Here is a 15610-nt window from a genome sequence, read left to right on the forward strand (position 1 = left end):
GGGAGGGAGTAGTAACTACCTCCCTTTTTACCTGGTGGTTCCGTTTAAAACCGTATCAGTTATCAGATCATGCTAAAACGGGTAGTACCAAGGCCATGAATAACTAAGTGAAAGATCAGTAGTATTTAACCATATAACCATTATGAATAATATAGGAATTGCCATTGTGGGAATTGATTGCCGTTATCCGGGAGCAAATACCCCGGATAAGTACTGGGAGAACATTTTGTCCCTGAGGCAGCAGTTTAGAAGAATCCCTGATAAAAGATTAAATCTTGATTATTATTATTCAGACGATAAATCACATATAGATTATACCTACTCAACAAAAGCATCGGTACTAACTAACTATCACTTCGATCGCGTAAAATACAGAGTCTCCAAATCCACTTTTGAACAAACCGACATGGCACACTGGCTGGCACTGGATGTTGCTTACGGAGCGTTAAAAGATGCCGGTTTTGAAAATGGGGACGGGCTTGATAAAACACGTACGGGGGTTATTTTGGGAAATTCGTTAAACGGAGAATTTACCAGGGCCAATATTTTGCGCTTGCGATGGCCATATATGTTAAAAGTATTGGAGTCCAGCCTGGCAGCCATGAATTACAGCAAAGAGGAAATATCAAAAATAGTAACAGGCACCGAAAAAGTATATAAGGCTCCTTTCCCCAAACCAAATGCTGATACATTAGCCGGGGGATTAAGTAATACTATTGCCGGTCGTATTTGTAATTATTTTGATTTTAATGGTGGTGGCTTTACTATAGACGGGGCATGTGCCTCTTCTCTGCTGGCGTTTGTAAATGGATGTAATGCGATTGTGAATAAAGAACTGGATGTAGCATTGGTGGGAGGTGTAGATCTAAGCATAGACCCGTTTGAAATGATCGGTTTTGCCAGAAACGGAGCTTTGGCCTCTCAGGAGATGGAAGTTTACAGTACAAAATCTGCCGGCTTTTGGCCGGGAGAAGGCTGTGGGATCGTAGTTTTAATGGATGAAGAAGAAGCCTTAAAAAGAGGTTTAAACATATACAGTGTTATCAGAGGCTGGGGCATCTCATCTGATGGCGGCGGCGGGGTTACCCGTCCCAAATCGGAAACTCAGCAACTCGCCTTTGAAAGAGCCTATCAAAAAGCCGGTTACCATATGGGTGAAGTAGCGCTTTTTGAAGGCCATGGTACCGGCACAACCCTTGGAGATAAAATAGAGCTTACCGCCCTGGTTAACTCTCTTAAGGAGCACGGTAAAAAGGGAGAACCCGCTATTCTGGGGTCTGTTAAACACCTTATTGGTCATACCAAGGCAGCTGCAGGCGTGGCAGGGCTCATAAAGGCAAGTCTGGCCCTTAAAAACGGAATTATACCGGCATCCAGAAAAGGTTCAGGGCTGCATGAAGTACTTGAAAATAATGACCACCTTCTAAGATTAGGAACAACCCCTCAGTTATGGCATGGCCGGAAGCCTATGAAAGCATCGGTTTCATCTATGGGATTTGGAGGTATCAATGTACATCTCACTATGGAGGCTGCCAAAACAAACACGACCTTTAAAAAAGTACCGGCGAAAGTGAAAAAACTTTCACAATCTCATCGGGACAGTGAAATATTCCCTATCGCTGCTACAACAGCAGAAGCTTTTATAAAGAGAATCGAAAAACTTACAGTACTGGCCCGCGATATTTCCAGAGCAGAGCTCACCGACCTTTCGGCAACCATTTGTGAATCTTTTGATAATGCCGGACGTTGGAAAGTGGCAGTAGTGGCGGCAACTCCTGATGAGTTAAAAGCAAACCTGGAAAGAGTGCTCCAAAAAGTAAGTGAAGGAAAAGATCGTTATACTGATATTGAGAAAGGGATATTTATGGATATAACCGGGGAGGCCAAAACCCTGGCATTTCTTTTTCCCGGTCAGGGAGCCCCCATTTATAAAAGTCTGGGAGCATATGAGACCCTTTGCAAAAACCTTTTGGATATGGAAGTAAATACTTTTTCCTTCGAGGGAAAAGTAGCAGATACTTCGGTTGCACAGCCTGCTATTGTACAACGCACATTACAATCACTGGAACTCCTGGCACATTTTGGTATAGAAGCTACCTATGGTATAGGACATAGCCTGGGAGAGATATCAGCATTATCGTGGGCAGGCTTGTTCAACAGTGAAGATGCTGAGAAAATTGCCTGTGCCCGCGGAGCTTCAATGTCCACTTACGGAGAGCCGGGAGGTGCTATGCTTGCACTCAAATGTGACCAGGAAACCGCAGAACTGTTAATTGCCGATTATCAGGTAGATATAACCGGGTATAATGGTAAAAACAGTATTGTAATAGGTGGTCGGGAAACCGAAATACTGGCTGTAAGTGAATTGGCTTTTGAAAAGGGTATCCAGAATGTAAAACTCCAGGTATCCCACGCATTTCATACTCCAATGATGCGGCCTGCGGCCCAAAAATTTAAAAAAGACCTTTCCCAATGGTCATTTGGAAAGACCCATAAAGATATTTTTTCTACGGTTTGTGGCAGTGCCCTCAACGGATCGGTAGATTATGTCGAACACCTTTACCAACAGATAGAGGCGCCGGTAAAATTCACTCAGGCAATTTCCCATTTAATAGATAAAGCAGAAGTGCTTATAGAAACAGGCCCCGGAAAGGCTTTAACCCGATCTCTTGAAGAGTATGAGGAATTTGAAACAGTAGCACTTGACTTTGGTTCTACTTCCTTTAGAGGGCTTCTGAATGTTTTAGCTATTGCCCATATTTCAGGACAGGAAATTAGTTTCGGTGAGCTTAATCACAATCGCTACTATCAACCCTTTGATTTAAACCGGTGGGAGCTTGATGTATTGGTAAATCCATGTGAGAAAACCGAGTATAAGAGCGATATGGTGCGAACCATTATAGAAGCAGCTTCTCTAACCTCACAAATCATAACAGAAGAAAAAAGTGAGGCCATACAGGTAGCCAATGTGAACTCGGCACAAGGGGTAGAGCAGTATCTAAAACAACTCATAAGTCGTAAGACCGAACTTCCCGAAGCAACCCTTCAGGCTACCGACCGTATTCTGTCTGAACTTCATCTAAACTCGTTAGCCATTACAGAAATTATTTCCGTGGCTACAAAAGACTTTAACAAAAGCCAGAAAGTATTTTCGGCGGCTTCCATCAAAGCAAATTCAGACGGGACTATTGCAGAAATAAGTGAAATTATTTTTAAAGGAGAAACCGGGAATATTGATAAACATCACAGAGAAGCAATACGTTTCAATACCACTCATAACTGGACACAGGCGTTCAGACGAATACAAACCCCTAAAAAAGCGGGAAACATCATTATTGACAAAGGCTCCGGGACGGTAACCATTAGTGGTACCTCCGGCTTTGAATCTCAATGGGAAAATGTAGTAGCAAAAGCAAACCTTCGTGTAGGTGACGGATCTATATTTATCTATAGATCAGACCAGGCAGTAGAGACACTTCCCGATTTTCTTGCCTTTTTGAAAACAAGCCGCGTAAAACAAGGGCGTTTTTTAATGCTGGTAAACCTTATGTCAGAAACCACAAACGGGGATCTGAGACCTCTGTTACGCTCTTTTTGTCAAGAAACACCAAACATTCAGTCTTTGTATCTTGAAATGCATACTGCACTTGAAAAGCCTGTGGAAATACTTATAAACGAATTACAAACAGTCACAGGGTATAAAGAAGTATGCTACGATCCTGAGGGGATACGCTCAGAATCAGAATTTGAAAGATATGCGATCACATCAAATAAAACAGATGAAGATCTGGGTCCCGAAGATGTGATACTGGCTACCGGAGGAGGAAAAGGGATAACCTTTGAATCTGTTCGGGAACTGGCATCCGTTACAGGAGCCAAAGTAGCCCTTATGGGACGTGCAGCTCCTGAAGAAGACAGGGTGTTGTCCCAAAATCTAAAAATACTTCGTGAAGAAGGGATTAAGTTTCATTATTGTCAGGCAGATGTTTGTGATGGAAAAGCAGTTACCAGAGGAGTAAAAGAATTGGTATCACATTTAGGTACCATTACAGTACTGCTACATGGTGCGGGTATAAACACACCAAAACCTTTAAGCACATTAACTATTGATGATTTTAAAAATACATTATCTGTAAAATATAAGGGAATTGAAAACGTAGTACAGGCCCTGGATATGGATAAAATGAAACTTGCTGTAGGTTTTGGGTCTATTATAGCCCAAATAGGGATGAAAGGGAATGCAGATTATGCCTGGGCCAATGATCAACTGGCTATTTTTTTAAAAGACCTGGGTAAACAGTACCCCAAATGCAGATGTTTTACCCTTGAATGGTCCGTATGGGACGAGACCGGGATGGGAGTAGCGCTTAACAGTGTGGACACACTCAAAAAAGAAGGTGTTTGGCCTATACCTGTCAAAGAGGCACTTTATTTCCTCAAAGCAACTGTACTCAATAAAGATTTTAAAGAAAACCGCCTCATCATTTCAGGCCGTTTTGGAGATGTTCCGACCCTGATGTATGCTAAAAATAAAATACCATTGGGACGATTTATATCGAAGATAAAGAATTATGTGCCAGCCGTTGAGATCGTATCCGATGTAGCAGTACATTTAAATGACGATGTGTATTTAAAGAACCATGTTTTCCAAAATCAGTATGTGTTTCCAACCGTAATGATACTGGAAGGGGTGGCTCAACTTATGAGCTTACTGGTACCCGATAAGGTTCAGAACCTTTGTTTTCGAAATCTGCAAATACACAAATCCATATTCATCCCGGAAAAAGAATCCAATACCGTACGCTTTATCATTACAAGAGTAAATGATACCACTTTCAAAGCAGTGGTGCATAGCGAAGATTCCGGATATGAAGTAAATTGTTTTGAACTGGATATTTGTTTAGATACCATTTCTCATGAATATGTACCTGCAGGATATTTGGAAGAACAAACCACCCTGCCATTGAGTGTAGAAAAAAAGTTCTATGATGATCTTTTGTTTCATCACGGACCTTTCAGGCGCATTACCTCATTCCTGAAAATTACAGCTACAGAATCAATTGCAACGGCCCATACCAGTACAGAAGATACCTGGTTTGGAGCTTTTATCCCCGATAGCTTGGTGTTGGGAGACCCCGGTCTTAACGATGCGGCTATACATTGTCATCAGGCATGCAGACCCGGATTTAGTTTGTTACCTACCGGAGCAAAAGAGATCTATATTACAACAAAAGAAGTGCCCGGGCCTCTTTATATACATACCCGTGAATTGTATGAAGAAAATAACCAAACTGTAATAGATGTCTGTATTCACAATGCAAAAGGTGAAGTGAAGCAGTCCTGGAAAAGCCTGACTCTTACCAAAGTTTCGGGAACTGCCTTCAGCGGGATCTGGGATTCGCATTTCCTTACTGCCTACTTGCAATATGAATGTATAAAACGTACCGGAGACCGGTCATTTCAGTTGTCTTTGCAAGGCTGTCAGCATGTAATAGAAAATCTGAAGAACGGAGCTGATACCCAGCTTTTGGAATTTCAGGGATATCAGTTTACTCTGGCCAAAGCAACATCAACAGAAATGATTAATGATATTTCAATACATACAGATCATGATCGTGAAGTATTGGAGACAATTTCTGAGATGCGTATAGAGGGAATAGAAGAACCGGTTTTTCTCAGAGTATCTCAACTTAATTACAGCCAGGAAATTAAACAATAACTATTAAACACATAAAAATATGCCGCTGATCAAGACGCCGGAAGGGGCCTTTTATGAATATAGGTTTATAGCCACATTTGAAGAAACCAACCTGGTAGGAAACATTTATTTTGCCAATTATGCCCTGTGGCAGGGTAAATGCAGAGAAATGTTTATCTACGAATACTGCCGGGATGTGGTAAAAGAGATACATAACGGCTTAGGACTTATTACACTGGACCTGAGCCTGCAATATGTTTCTCAGCTTTTTGCATTTGATACCGTAGTCATGCGAATGTCTCTTGAAGCCCAGAGTGAAAGTCGTTTACTTATGAATTTTGAATACTATCGTGAAGAGGAAGGTAAGCTTACCCTGGTATGTAAGGGGCATCAGGCTACAGCCGCCATGCGTGAAGTTGACGGAAAGATGGTTCCCGTGCATTTCCCCGATTCTATGATAGAAGCACTTGAAACCTATAAAGCCATGGTATAACCAAAGAATATTAAAAATGAACCTAACAGAAATTAAAGAGCAATCATCGTCATCTGTAAAAAACCCTGCGCTTCTCGAGTTCAGAAAAGTGGAAAAAACATACCGGCTGGGTAATCAGTCCATCAAAGCTTTAAAAGGTATAAACCTATCCATAGAGCATGGGGAATTCCTGGCTATAGCCGGCCCTTCCGGAAGCGGTAAAAGCACCCTCCTTAATCTGGTGTCTTTAATAGATACCCCTACCTCCGGAAGTGTACGGTATAATGATGTTAATGTAGGCAGTTTTACAGATAAGGCTATAACTGCTTTTCGAAACCGGAAAATTGGTATAGTATTTCAGAACTACAATCTGATACCGGTATTAAGTGCAGAAGAGAATGTAGCTTTTGCGTTGCAGGTACAACAAGATACTTCATACAAGAACAGCTTAAATGAGGCCCGGGCGATATTAAATGAGGTAGGTTTGGGAGGCCACCTCAGGCATCGCCCGGCCAATTTAAGCGGCGGACAACAACAAAGGGTGGCTATTGCCCGGGCGCTGGTAACCAGTCCTGAAATTGTAGTAGCCGACGAGCCTACTTCTGCTCTCGATACTAAAACCGGAATGGAAATCATTGACCTTATGCAGAAACTCAATGAAACCAAAAGAACCACTTTTGTTTTTTCAACGCATGACCCCAGAGTAATTAAGCGGGTAAACTATGTGATTAATCTGGAAGACGGGCATATTGTAAACGAATCAAACAAGAACCAATGAATTATTTAAAACTGGCACTGCGAAATATACGAAGGCATAGAAACCGATCACTGGTTACTATCCTTACCATATGCCTGGGCTTTACGGCTCTGGGTGTTCTGGGAGGAGTAGTTACCAATATTTTTTCAAGATTGAAGGCTCAGGCTATTATTGTTGAGAAACTGGGGCATCTTACTTTCGCTAAAGAAGGGTATTTTAAAAATCATAAAATAGAACCCGAAAAATATCTCTGGGAAGAAGAAGAACTACAAGAGATCCTCACCCTTCTTGAAGCAGATCCGCAGGTAACATTTGCTACCCCGAGACTGAGCCTTTTTGGAGTAGCGAGTAACGGGAGGGCATCCACCATCTTCATTACAGAAGCAGTTATTCCAGAAGACGATAAAAAACTTATGGCAGTAACTGTAGATGGCAGAAAACGAACTACCGGAGCCATCTCTATAAGTACAGGAAATGCCATTCATACAGAAGTGGCTATAGGTTCTGAACTTTCATCCAATCTGGGCCTTGAAAAAGGAGATTACTTTACACTTCTTACTACAACTAAAGATGGTATGGCCAATGCTGCCGATACAGATATAGTAGATGTTTACAATACGGGCAATCCCGCCACCAATGACAAATTTGTACTCTCTCATTTTAAGCTCGCTCAGGAATTGTATGACACCCGGGGTGCAGAGAGAATTGTGGTAGTGCTCAATTCACCGGATGACATAGAAAAAGCCAGGGCTTCACTACTGGAAAAGTTGGGTAATGCCGGGTATAAGGTCGAAGTACAAAGCTGGAAAGAACGATCGCTGTTTTACGGGCGTGTAACCAAAATGTTTGGTATTATTTTCCGGGTGCTTACCGCAATTATAACTGTGGTAGTGCTACTCACCTTGCTCAATACTATGCAAATGGCAGTTTCAGAACGTACCCGGGAAATAGGTACTATGAGAGCTATAGGTATGCAAAGGGTAAAAGTGATCTTTTTATTTTGTATGGAAGGTTTGCTAATGGCTCTGTTAGGCTGTGCGCTTGCTTTACCGGTATTGTTTGGAATAGCTGCATTACTGGAAGCACTTAACGTTTCATTCATACCCCCGGTAGGTTCTGCCCCAGTGCCCATCACACTAATGTTTAAACCTTTAAACATTATACTGGTACTGGTACTTTTCTCAGTAGCAGCCCTTATTTCCTCATTTATAGTATCTAATAAAATCGCGAGACAAAAAGTAGTAGTCTCTTTATCAAAAATCAATTAAAAAAATACGATATGAAAACAACACAGGTTTCTTTAAAGTTCCCAACGCAATTTTCACGATACATTAACCACATAGATGAAGTTACCTTTAAAGGAGAGTCACTCTCAGATCTTATAGATGAACTGGAAACCACTTACGGCAACATCAAAGATCGTTTGTTTGATGAAGAAGGGCGGGTACGCCCCTACCTTAATCTCTTTATAGGTAAAAAAAATGTGGAATCGCTACAGGGGTTGCATACGCCTGTTAATGAAGGAGACCGGATCTCTTTATTGCTCTCCAGGGCAGGAGGATAAACCGCAAAGCAAAAGATATGCTAAAAATAGTATTGCTAAATATGCATGTGATTGCCGGTATTATTTGGGTAGGGGCCGTGTTTATGGGTACCTTTATCGACTGGCCCTCGGCACGTGCAAGTGTCCCAAAAGGCCGTTTTCCTTTTAAGTTTATTGTAGGCCAGGGGAACCGGGTTTTCTATAGTGTGTATTCCGGAATTATCATTTTATGGGTTTCCGGTATTGGGCTTGTACTGGTAGATCCGCCTTCGGGGACGTTTGAACTGGTTATGGTGATTATCAAAATTACATGTTTGTTCCTGATGACCGCTTTTACATTGTATGGTACCCTGTCCACCTGGCCCAAGCTTCAGCTGGCTACCCACGAAGAAGCCTATAGGCATTACAGGTATTATATGTACCGGGCCATAGGTACTTTTTCCCTTGGTATTGTTGCCTCACTGGCCGGGTTATGGCTCAGGAACTATTATCTGATCAACTGAAAAAAACCGTTCTGTGTTAAAAACAACCTAACCATTTAAAAACACTAAAAAAATATTCTCATGAAAAGAAATGTCTTTTTAATATTACTTATAAGCGTGGTATTTTCAGGCCTCTTTATTTCCTGGAACCAGTCTTCATACAATGAGATTGAAGAAGTACTTAAAAAAGCAGATTTTTACAGAGGCGGCCAGGTACCCGGCGTAACCTGGAGCCTTACTGTTGAAAACATAGAAAAAGGAGAAGTTAAAAATGAGATCGGACTTCTGGTAGAGGCAGCTTCTACTACCAGCCAGCAGTTTGTTCTTATAACTTTTTTAGAACCAAGAAAGTACGTAGGGCAAAAATTATTAGTAAGAGACAATAACATGTGGTTTATACGCAAAGGATTGCGTAACCCGGTACCCATATCCAGCCGGCAGCGATTAACGGGCTCAGCTTCCAATGCAGATGTAGCTACTGCCAACTACTTCAAAGATTATGAAATAGTCTCGTATGAAGAGGAAGAGTATAAGGGTGTTCCCTGCTGGTTGCTCACGCTGGAAGCAAAAAACAACCTGGTAAGCTATCCAAAAGTGTTGTATCGTATAACTAAAGCAGAGAATTATGGAATTCATGCCCGTTATTACGGGAAGTCTGACAAACTTATAAAAGAAGCTACATTTGAATATGAAAATAAGGTAATATATGACCAAAAAGAATACAGTTATCTTTCCAAAGTAGTCATTTCAGACCGTATCAATAAAGAAGATAAAACTTACCTCAATGTGTCTCCCGCAAAGTTTGGTCGTTTTAATAATTCAAAATTCCAAAAGGACAGGCTCCTAGACTAGATGAAAACCAATATATTTTTAATCGGGTTCCTGTGTCTTGTAGGTATGGAGAGCTTATGGGGTTTCCAGGAACCGGATACAACTGTTAAAATAACTGATGGAAGTACACCACCAGGGATACTAACAGAGGTAAAGAAACAGGATACCCTGCAGAGAAAGAAACCGGTTAGAGAAGTACTTAACAATATAAACTGGGCACTGGATGTACTTACTTTTGCACGACAGACAGAGTTTGCCAATGAGTTGGGTACTCTCAATCCGGAAAACCGCATAGCGAGGCTCAATCGTTATGATGGAGGAGTGTACATTCGGCCGGACCTCAAGTATCTGAGCAAGCAATTAAGCATTTGGATAAAACCCCGCCTTAACTTAGATATTGATGGAGATCGCGGCAGTTTTTTAAATTCCGGTAATGTGGCTTCCGAGTTTTTCTTTCAGGAGCTTAAAGCGCGCTGGAATTTTGATAAACAGTTTTACCTCGCAGCAGGGCGCTATCTTAAAGTTATAGGCTCTTCAGTATTTATCAATCCCAGTAATCCCTTTTTTATTGATCCCGGAAGGTTCAATCCCAAGTTCGAAATACGCCCCATGGATTTTGTAGAGTTTAACTATTCAAAAGGATCATGGTCATTTTCGTTACTGGCTAATATACACGAGGCAGACACCCCAATATTTGAAGAGCCATTTTTTGAGTTTAAAAAACGATTTGCTTTTTTAGCCGAGTATTACGGTTCTGCAGAAAACCTAGGGGCTATTCTTTCCGTTGATGAGAATCAACGTACTCATTTAGGGTTTTATGGTCAAAAAAACATCAATGAAGCAGTAGTGGCATGGATTGATGGTTCTGTTGAGTACAAACCCAATCGTTTTTATCCCGTAAGAGGTCATGAAACCGGGCTTATTGCTTACGACATGATTAACGGAGAGGCCAATGAACAATTGTTCTTAACCACACTTGTAGGAGCATCCTATACATTCAGTTTTGGCCCTACCTTACAACTGGAATATTTCTTTAACGGAAAAGGGTACAGCGATGAAGAGTTTGAGACATTTCAGGACATGATAGCCTCATCAGTAAATTACAACTTCGATGCCACCCGCCTACTGTCAGACCGTAATCTGGGAAGAGGCATCAATACCGGAATGCCCTACTTAAGACGTCATTATGTTTTTTCACAAATTGGGCAGAATGACCTATTCGATCAGCTTAATTTTAACGTAAGATATTTTTATTCATTTGATGACAACAGTAGCCAGATATCATCGCTTATTGAATGGAATGTAACCCAAAATCTTGAAATTCATTCAATACTGCTCAAAAACTTTGGCGGACGCGATACCGATTTTAATCGTTTTCTTGATCACCAGTTCATGTTTGGATTTCTGCTCACATTGTAAATGAGGGTTGGTACGCATACCAAAAATTAATAAACTGTTTGTTCTCCAGTTATTAAATAATTATTATGTAGTTATTTACATATTTTATTATTAAGAAAAAATATTTTTATTTGTAAGTTCAGAATGTCAATGTGAATACATGTGTAGAGAAGAGTTAATCCAGCATTTGTTTCGTACAGAGTTCAGAAAGATCACCTCAGTTTTGTGTAAAACTTTTGGGATCGCGCAAATAGAACTTGCAGAAGATATAGTTAGTGATACCTTTTTACTGGCTGCCGAAAAGTGGGAAGCAAACAATATACCTGATAATCCGGCGGCGTGGTTATATGCAGTAGCCCGTAATAAAACCAAAGATTATTTTAAAAGAGATAAAATATTTAGTGACAAAGTAGCTGTAGAGTTACAACAACAACAGGCAGGTAGTAATTATGAAATAGATATTAACCTTTCTGAAGAAAACATTGCCGACAGTCAGCTTCAAATGATGTTTGCCATTTGCCATCCCGGTATCTCCAAAGAAGCTCAGATTGGTCTTTCACTGCGTATTTTGTGTGGTTTTAGCATAGATGAAATTGCCAGTGCTTTTCTCACCAATAAAGAGACCATAAATAAAAGACTTTTTAGAGGGAAGTCAAAACTTCGTGAATTAGGAGTTAAAATGGCTTTTCCGAATACAAAAGAAATTGATAACAGACTGGAAAATGTTTTGGCTACCCTTTATCTTTTATTTAATGAGGGGTATTATTCAGCCACAAAGCACAGAGGCTTACGTAAGGATCTTTGCTGTGAAGCCATGCGACTTGTGTTTTTACTTGTAGAAAATAAATATACGAACCAACCGGAAACCAATGCGCTATTATCTTTAATGTGTTTTCACGCTTCCCGATTTGAGGCCAGAACTAATGAAAATGGGGAAATGGTATTGTATGATGATCAGGATAAGATACTGTGGAACACAGAGCTTATTTCAAGAGGCGAATTTTATCTTAATGAAGCAGCACGAGGTGGGAAAATCACCAAATATCATCTGGAAGCAGCGATTGCTTACTGGCATACCCAAACCACAGAAGTTGAAGAGAAATGGGAACAGGTGCTCATGTTATACAACCAACTCTTACAGGTAGAATATTCTCCTATGGCCGCATTAAACCGTACCTACGCACTTTCTAAAGTGAACGGGAAAAAGGCAGCGGTTAAAGAAGCAGAAAAATTGAAACTCTCAGGGAATTACTGGTTTCATATGTTATTAGGGAATCTGTATGTTGACCTGGACGATAAGAAAGCAAGCCATCATTTTAAAAAAGCTTCCAAACTTGCCAAGAACGAAGCCGAAAAAGAGTTTATTGAGAACCGTATGGAACTTTTGATAATAAAAGAGTGAAAACACGGCATCTGCCAGTGGCGTTCATCTTGTAATCAGGCCGCTTTATAAAATTACTTTATTTACACACCTCAAAATTTTTTTAACGATGAAAAAATTTGTTATTGCTTTTATGGCAGGAGTGCTGCTTCTGTCGTGGTTTTCAAGTTGCGAAACTGCCGATGATCAGGAAGATCAGGATCTGTTTTTTTTAAGCGATATCAGACCTGATTATTTTGAGAACCTCAATTTCCTTTCGGAAACAGTGGTGGCCAATATCCCTCGTTTTCGGGAAAATCTTGCCAAAACATATACAGAGTTAGAGGCACAATACGATAAAGGGAGGTTTACCAGTGAAAGCGATCTGGAATATATGCGCCTTACCGGAATGTACTATTCCTTTTATCTACTGGCACTGGGGGGAAATTACAATGACCGAAATCTGACCTTTGAGAATATAATGGGCAGGCCTTCAAAGGGATATTACTCAGGGCTGTCATCATCTGATGCAGATTTTGAACAAAAAGAACTGGAAGCCATGATGAAAGAAGCGTCCAGAGTAGCCTGGACAGCCGTGAATATAAACGGATTCAATGATAAGACTTATGGATTTTATCTTTCAGTTCGCCAGGTAGAAGAGAGATTAAAAAACAAAGGGCTGACCAATGACCCCCAAGTTCAGGATGAGGTTATTAATTATGTAAGCACTCGTATGGTGAACTATGACCTTCTTCCAGACTGGAACGTTCTTATGGCGATGGTAACATTTACCAATTATGCCGATAGCCTCAATACCTTTAAGAACCCTAAAATGAACTCGGTGCTTTTTAATGTCAATGCACGTTTGGTGCCGGGAGCATTGGCAGATCTGGGTGGGTTATACCCTGAAATATTAGGTCCTCTATATCGTTTTGACCTTAACCTTAAGAAAATAGACTGGCTCCTTCAGGAAAAAGAAATCTTTACCGAAGAAGATATAGACGAATTAAATGATTACATAGAGATACTCACCAATGCCAGTACATTTATAGAAACCGAACGTTCAGATATCCTTAATACCTGGGATGATATTTACACGTTTGAGTTGCGAAAAGAAAAGCTTGAAGAGATAAAACAGTTTAAAGAAGCCATCAGGCCCGGATATTCCGCCGGAGAAAGACCGGAACTTAAAGGTTTTATAGATTCTAAAGCCTTTAAGAGAGCATATCAATGTTATTCATGTCATAAACCAACCGGATTAAACAATTAAATTATGTTAGTAGAAGTTAATGATTACCTGAACAGGTTACGCGAAACGGTAGAGGAAGTATCCGTTTCAGAAGCTTTTGAAAAGCAGAAAAAAGGAAAGTACCTTATTGACATACGTGAAAAAGACGAAGTTAGTTCCGGCAGCCCTATAGATGCTGTGAGGATACCCAAAGGCACTTTAGAAATGCAGTTAGGACAATTTATTACAGACAGTGAAAGTGAGCTGTACCTTATATGTGCTTCGGGGCGCAGGTCTTTAATTGCAGCTTTCAGTCTTAAAGAAATGGGATATGAGAATGTATATTCAGTAAAAGGAGGTTTTAACGAGTGGAAAAACAAAACACTACCCTTTGAAACTCCCAAAACACTTACCCCGGAAGATCAGGAACGTTACAAAAGACATTTATTAATACCCGAAGTGGGTGAGAGCGGCCAGTTAAAACTCCTGGAAAGTAAAGCCTTAATAGTAGGAGCCGGGGGTATAGGCTCGCCGGTAGCCTGGTACCTGGCTGCTGCAGGAGTTGGCACCATTGGCATTATCGATAACGATGTGGTAGATGCTACCAACCTTCAGCGCCAGATACTTCATACCGAAAAAAGTGTAGGGAGCAGCAAGGTGGCTTCTGCCAAAGAACGGCTGCAAAGCCTTAATTCAGGTATTGAGATCATTACGTATGATGAGCGCCTTACTGCTGATAACGTAGAAACTGTCTTAAGCGGATACGATGTAGTGCTGGATGGCACCGATAATTTTACTACCCGGTACCTTATTAACGATGCCTGTGTAAAAATGGGTATTCCCAATGTTCACGGTTCTGTATTTCGGTTTGAAGGTCAGGTATCCACCTTCTGGCCGGCAAAAGAAAAAGGAAAAGCACCCTGCTACCGGTGTGTGTATCCCACACCTCCTCCTTCTGAACTCGCTCCTTCCTGTGCAGAAGCAGGAGTTCTGGGAGTATTACCTGGTATGGTAGGACTTATGTGTGCAACCGAAGCGATTAAAATACTTGCCGGTTTTGGCGAATTACTGGTAGGGAAATTATTAGTATATAATGCAATTAACTGGGATTTTGATGTTTTTGAAGTGAATCATCGGGAGGATTGTGCCTATTGCGGCTGTAAAGACCCTTCCGGTTACCCGGACTACGCTTCTTATACCGAAACCTGTGAAGCACCATAGCTATAGCCAATACCACTGTCTAAAAGCTCCTGAAAAGGAGCTTTTTTTATGTTTAAGATTTCATGAACAATACCTCACGATACTCCCAGATCTTTAGAAAAAATAAACCGAAATAAATAGAAGCTACTATAAACTTCATGAACGTTGAAGCCAAAAACCCTAAAAAAGACCCAAAAGCAGCTTTGATGGCAACAGCACTATCAGCTTTGTTATAAAACTCCCCAATGAGGGCCCCTACAAAAGGGCCTATAATAATTCCGAAGGGAATAGGAGCCAGAATACCTACAATAAGGCCTATGGTAGTGCCTATCATTCCTGCCTTGCTGCCACCAAACTTTTTAGTACCCATAGCAGGTATGATGTAATCTAATATAAAGATAGCGATCGCAACAAAAAGAGTTATTCCTAAAAACCACCAGTTCATGGGTACAACACTGGTAAGATGTATCATTAGTAACCCCAACCAGCTTACAGGAGGCCCGGGTAATATGGGCAAAAAGCTTCCTAAAAGCCCCAGACACATCAATAAAAAACCCAATACAAGTAAAAAAATATCCATATCTGTTTCTTCTTAAAAACGAAATTAGCAAAAGTTTGTTATTTCCTTTAAGGAATACTCT

At 40.8% G+C, this 15610-nt stretch carries 12 protein-coding genes; 11 read left to right on the plus strand and 1 reads right to left on the minus strand.

The features are described from left to right. The first annotated feature begins 142 nt into the window (after nucleotides 1-142). The 11 genes from WAO84_RS07870 to moeB all read left to right on the plus strand — a co-directional run bounded on the left by WAO84_RS07870 (nucleotide 143) and on the right by moeB (nucleotide 14990). Entirely contained in the window at nucleotides 143-5719 is a 5577-nt protein-coding gene (locus tag WAO84_RS07870; protein WP_340064943.1) for an SDR family NAD(P)-dependent oxidoreductase, read from the plus strand. Between the two features lie 19 nt (nucleotides 5720-5738). Beyond that, a complete protein-coding gene (locus tag WAO84_RS07875) occupies nucleotides 5739-6191 on the plus strand; it encodes an acyl-CoA thioesterase (protein ID WP_340064944.1) in 453 nt (150 codons plus the stop codon). Between the two features lie 16 nt (nucleotides 6192-6207). Continuing rightward, nucleotides 6208-6948, plus strand: coding sequence for an ABC transporter ATP-binding protein (locus WAO84_RS07880; protein WP_340064945.1), 741 nt, complete (start codon nucleotides 6208-6210; stop codon nucleotides 6946-6948). Further along, nucleotides 6945-8195, plus strand: coding sequence for an ABC transporter permease (locus WAO84_RS07885; protein WP_340064947.1), 1251 nt, complete (start codon nucleotides 6945-6947; stop codon nucleotides 8193-8195). Before WAO84_RS07880 ends, WAO84_RS07885 begins: the two co-directional genes overlap by 4 nt. Before the next feature lie 11 nt (nucleotides 8196-8206). Next, nucleotides 8207-8491, plus strand: a complete 285-nt coding sequence (locus WAO84_RS07890; RefSeq protein WP_340064948.1) for a MoaD/ThiS family protein — start codon at nucleotides 8207-8209, stop codon at nucleotides 8489-8491. 17 nt (nucleotides 8492-8508) lie between these two features. Continuing rightward, nucleotides 8509-8973: a hypothetical protein gene (locus WAO84_RS07895; protein ID WP_340064949.1), complete on the plus strand. Its 465-nt coding sequence runs from the start codon at nucleotides 8509-8511 to the stop codon at nucleotides 8971-8973. Between the two features lie 60 nt (nucleotides 8974-9033). Beyond that, nucleotides 9034-9804: an outer membrane lipoprotein-sorting protein gene (locus WAO84_RS07900; protein ID WP_340064951.1), complete on the plus strand. Its 771-nt coding sequence runs from the start codon at nucleotides 9034-9036 to the stop codon at nucleotides 9802-9804. Continuing rightward, a complete protein-coding gene (locus WAO84_RS07905; protein ID WP_340064953.1) occupies nucleotides 9805-11202 on the plus strand; it encodes a hypothetical protein in 1398 nt (465 codons plus the stop codon). A gap of 139 nt (nucleotides 11203-11341) precedes the next feature. After that, complete coding sequence (locus WAO84_RS07910; RefSeq protein WP_340064954.1) at nucleotides 11342-12583, plus strand: RNA polymerase sigma factor; 1242 nt, start codon at nucleotides 11342-11344, stop codon at nucleotides 12581-12583. Between the two features lie 88 nt (nucleotides 12584-12671). Further along, the gene (locus tag WAO84_RS07915) at nucleotides 12672-13811 is read left to right on the plus strand and encodes a hypothetical protein (protein ID WP_340064956.1); all 1140 of its coding nucleotides are present in this window, start codon (nucleotides 12672-12674) and stop codon (nucleotides 13809-13811) included. Between the two features lie 3 nt (nucleotides 13812-13814). Further along, the gene (gene moeB, locus WAO84_RS07920; protein ID WP_340064957.1) at nucleotides 13815-14990 is read left to right on the plus strand and encodes a molybdopterin-synthase adenylyltransferase MoeB; all 1176 of its coding nucleotides are present in this window, start codon (nucleotides 13815-13817) and stop codon (nucleotides 14988-14990) included. Nucleotides 14991-15042: 52 nt separating this feature from the next. Here the strand turns inward: moeB and WAO84_RS07925 are convergent, their stop codons facing one another. Then, nucleotides 15043-15549, minus strand: a complete 507-nt coding sequence (locus WAO84_RS07925) for a DUF456 domain-containing protein (protein WP_340064959.1) — start codon at nucleotides 15547-15549, stop codon at nucleotides 15043-15045. Nucleotides 15550-15610: the final 61 nt, after the last annotated feature.

This window comes from Ascidiimonas aurantiaca (assembly GCF_037646345.1).
GTDB classification, from domain to species: domain Bacteria; phylum Bacteroidota; class Bacteroidia; order Flavobacteriales; family Flavobacteriaceae; genus Ascidiimonas; species Ascidiimonas aurantiaca.

Bases quoted from the DNA above. Each gene is read 5' to 3' on its own strand.
- WAO84_RS07870 (WP_340064943.1), top strand. From the start codon at position 143: ATGAATAATATAGGAATTGCCATTGTGGGAATTGATTGCCGTTATCCG.
- WAO84_RS07875 (WP_340064944.1), top strand. From the start codon at position 5,739: ATGCCGCTGATCAAGACGCCGGAAGGGGCCTTTTATGAATATAGGTTT.
- WAO84_RS07880 (WP_340064945.1), top strand. From the start codon at position 6,208: ATGAACCTAACAGAAATTAAAGAGCAATCATCGTCATCTGTAAAAAAC.
- WAO84_RS07885 (WP_340064947.1), top strand. From the start codon at position 6,945: ATGAATTATTTAAAACTGGCACTGCGAAATATACGAAGGCATAGAAAC.
- WAO84_RS07890 (WP_340064948.1), top strand. From the start codon at position 8,207: ATGAAAACAACACAGGTTTCTTTAAAGTTCCCAACGCAATTTTCACGA.
- WAO84_RS07895 (WP_340064949.1), top strand. From the start codon at position 8,509: ATGCTAAAAATAGTATTGCTAAATATGCATGTGATTGCCGGTATTATT.
- WAO84_RS07900 (WP_340064951.1), top strand. From the start codon at position 9,034: ATGAAAAGAAATGTCTTTTTAATATTACTTATAAGCGTGGTATTTTCA.
- WAO84_RS07905 (WP_340064953.1), top strand. From the start codon at position 9,805: ATGAAAACCAATATATTTTTAATCGGGTTCCTGTGTCTTGTAGGTATG.
- WAO84_RS07910 (WP_340064954.1), top strand. From the start codon at position 11,342: ATGTGTAGAGAAGAGTTAATCCAGCATTTGTTTCGTACAGAGTTCAGA.
- WAO84_RS07915 (WP_340064956.1), top strand. From the start codon at position 12,672: ATGAAAAAATTTGTTATTGCTTTTATGGCAGGAGTGCTGCTTCTGTCG.
- moeB (WP_340064957.1), top strand. From the start codon at position 13,815: ATGTTAGTAGAAGTTAATGATTACCTGAACAGGTTACGCGAAACGGTA.
- WAO84_RS07925 (WP_340064959.1), bottom strand. From the start codon at position 15,549: ATGGATATTTTTTTACTTGTATTGGGTTTTTTATTGATGTGTCTGGGG.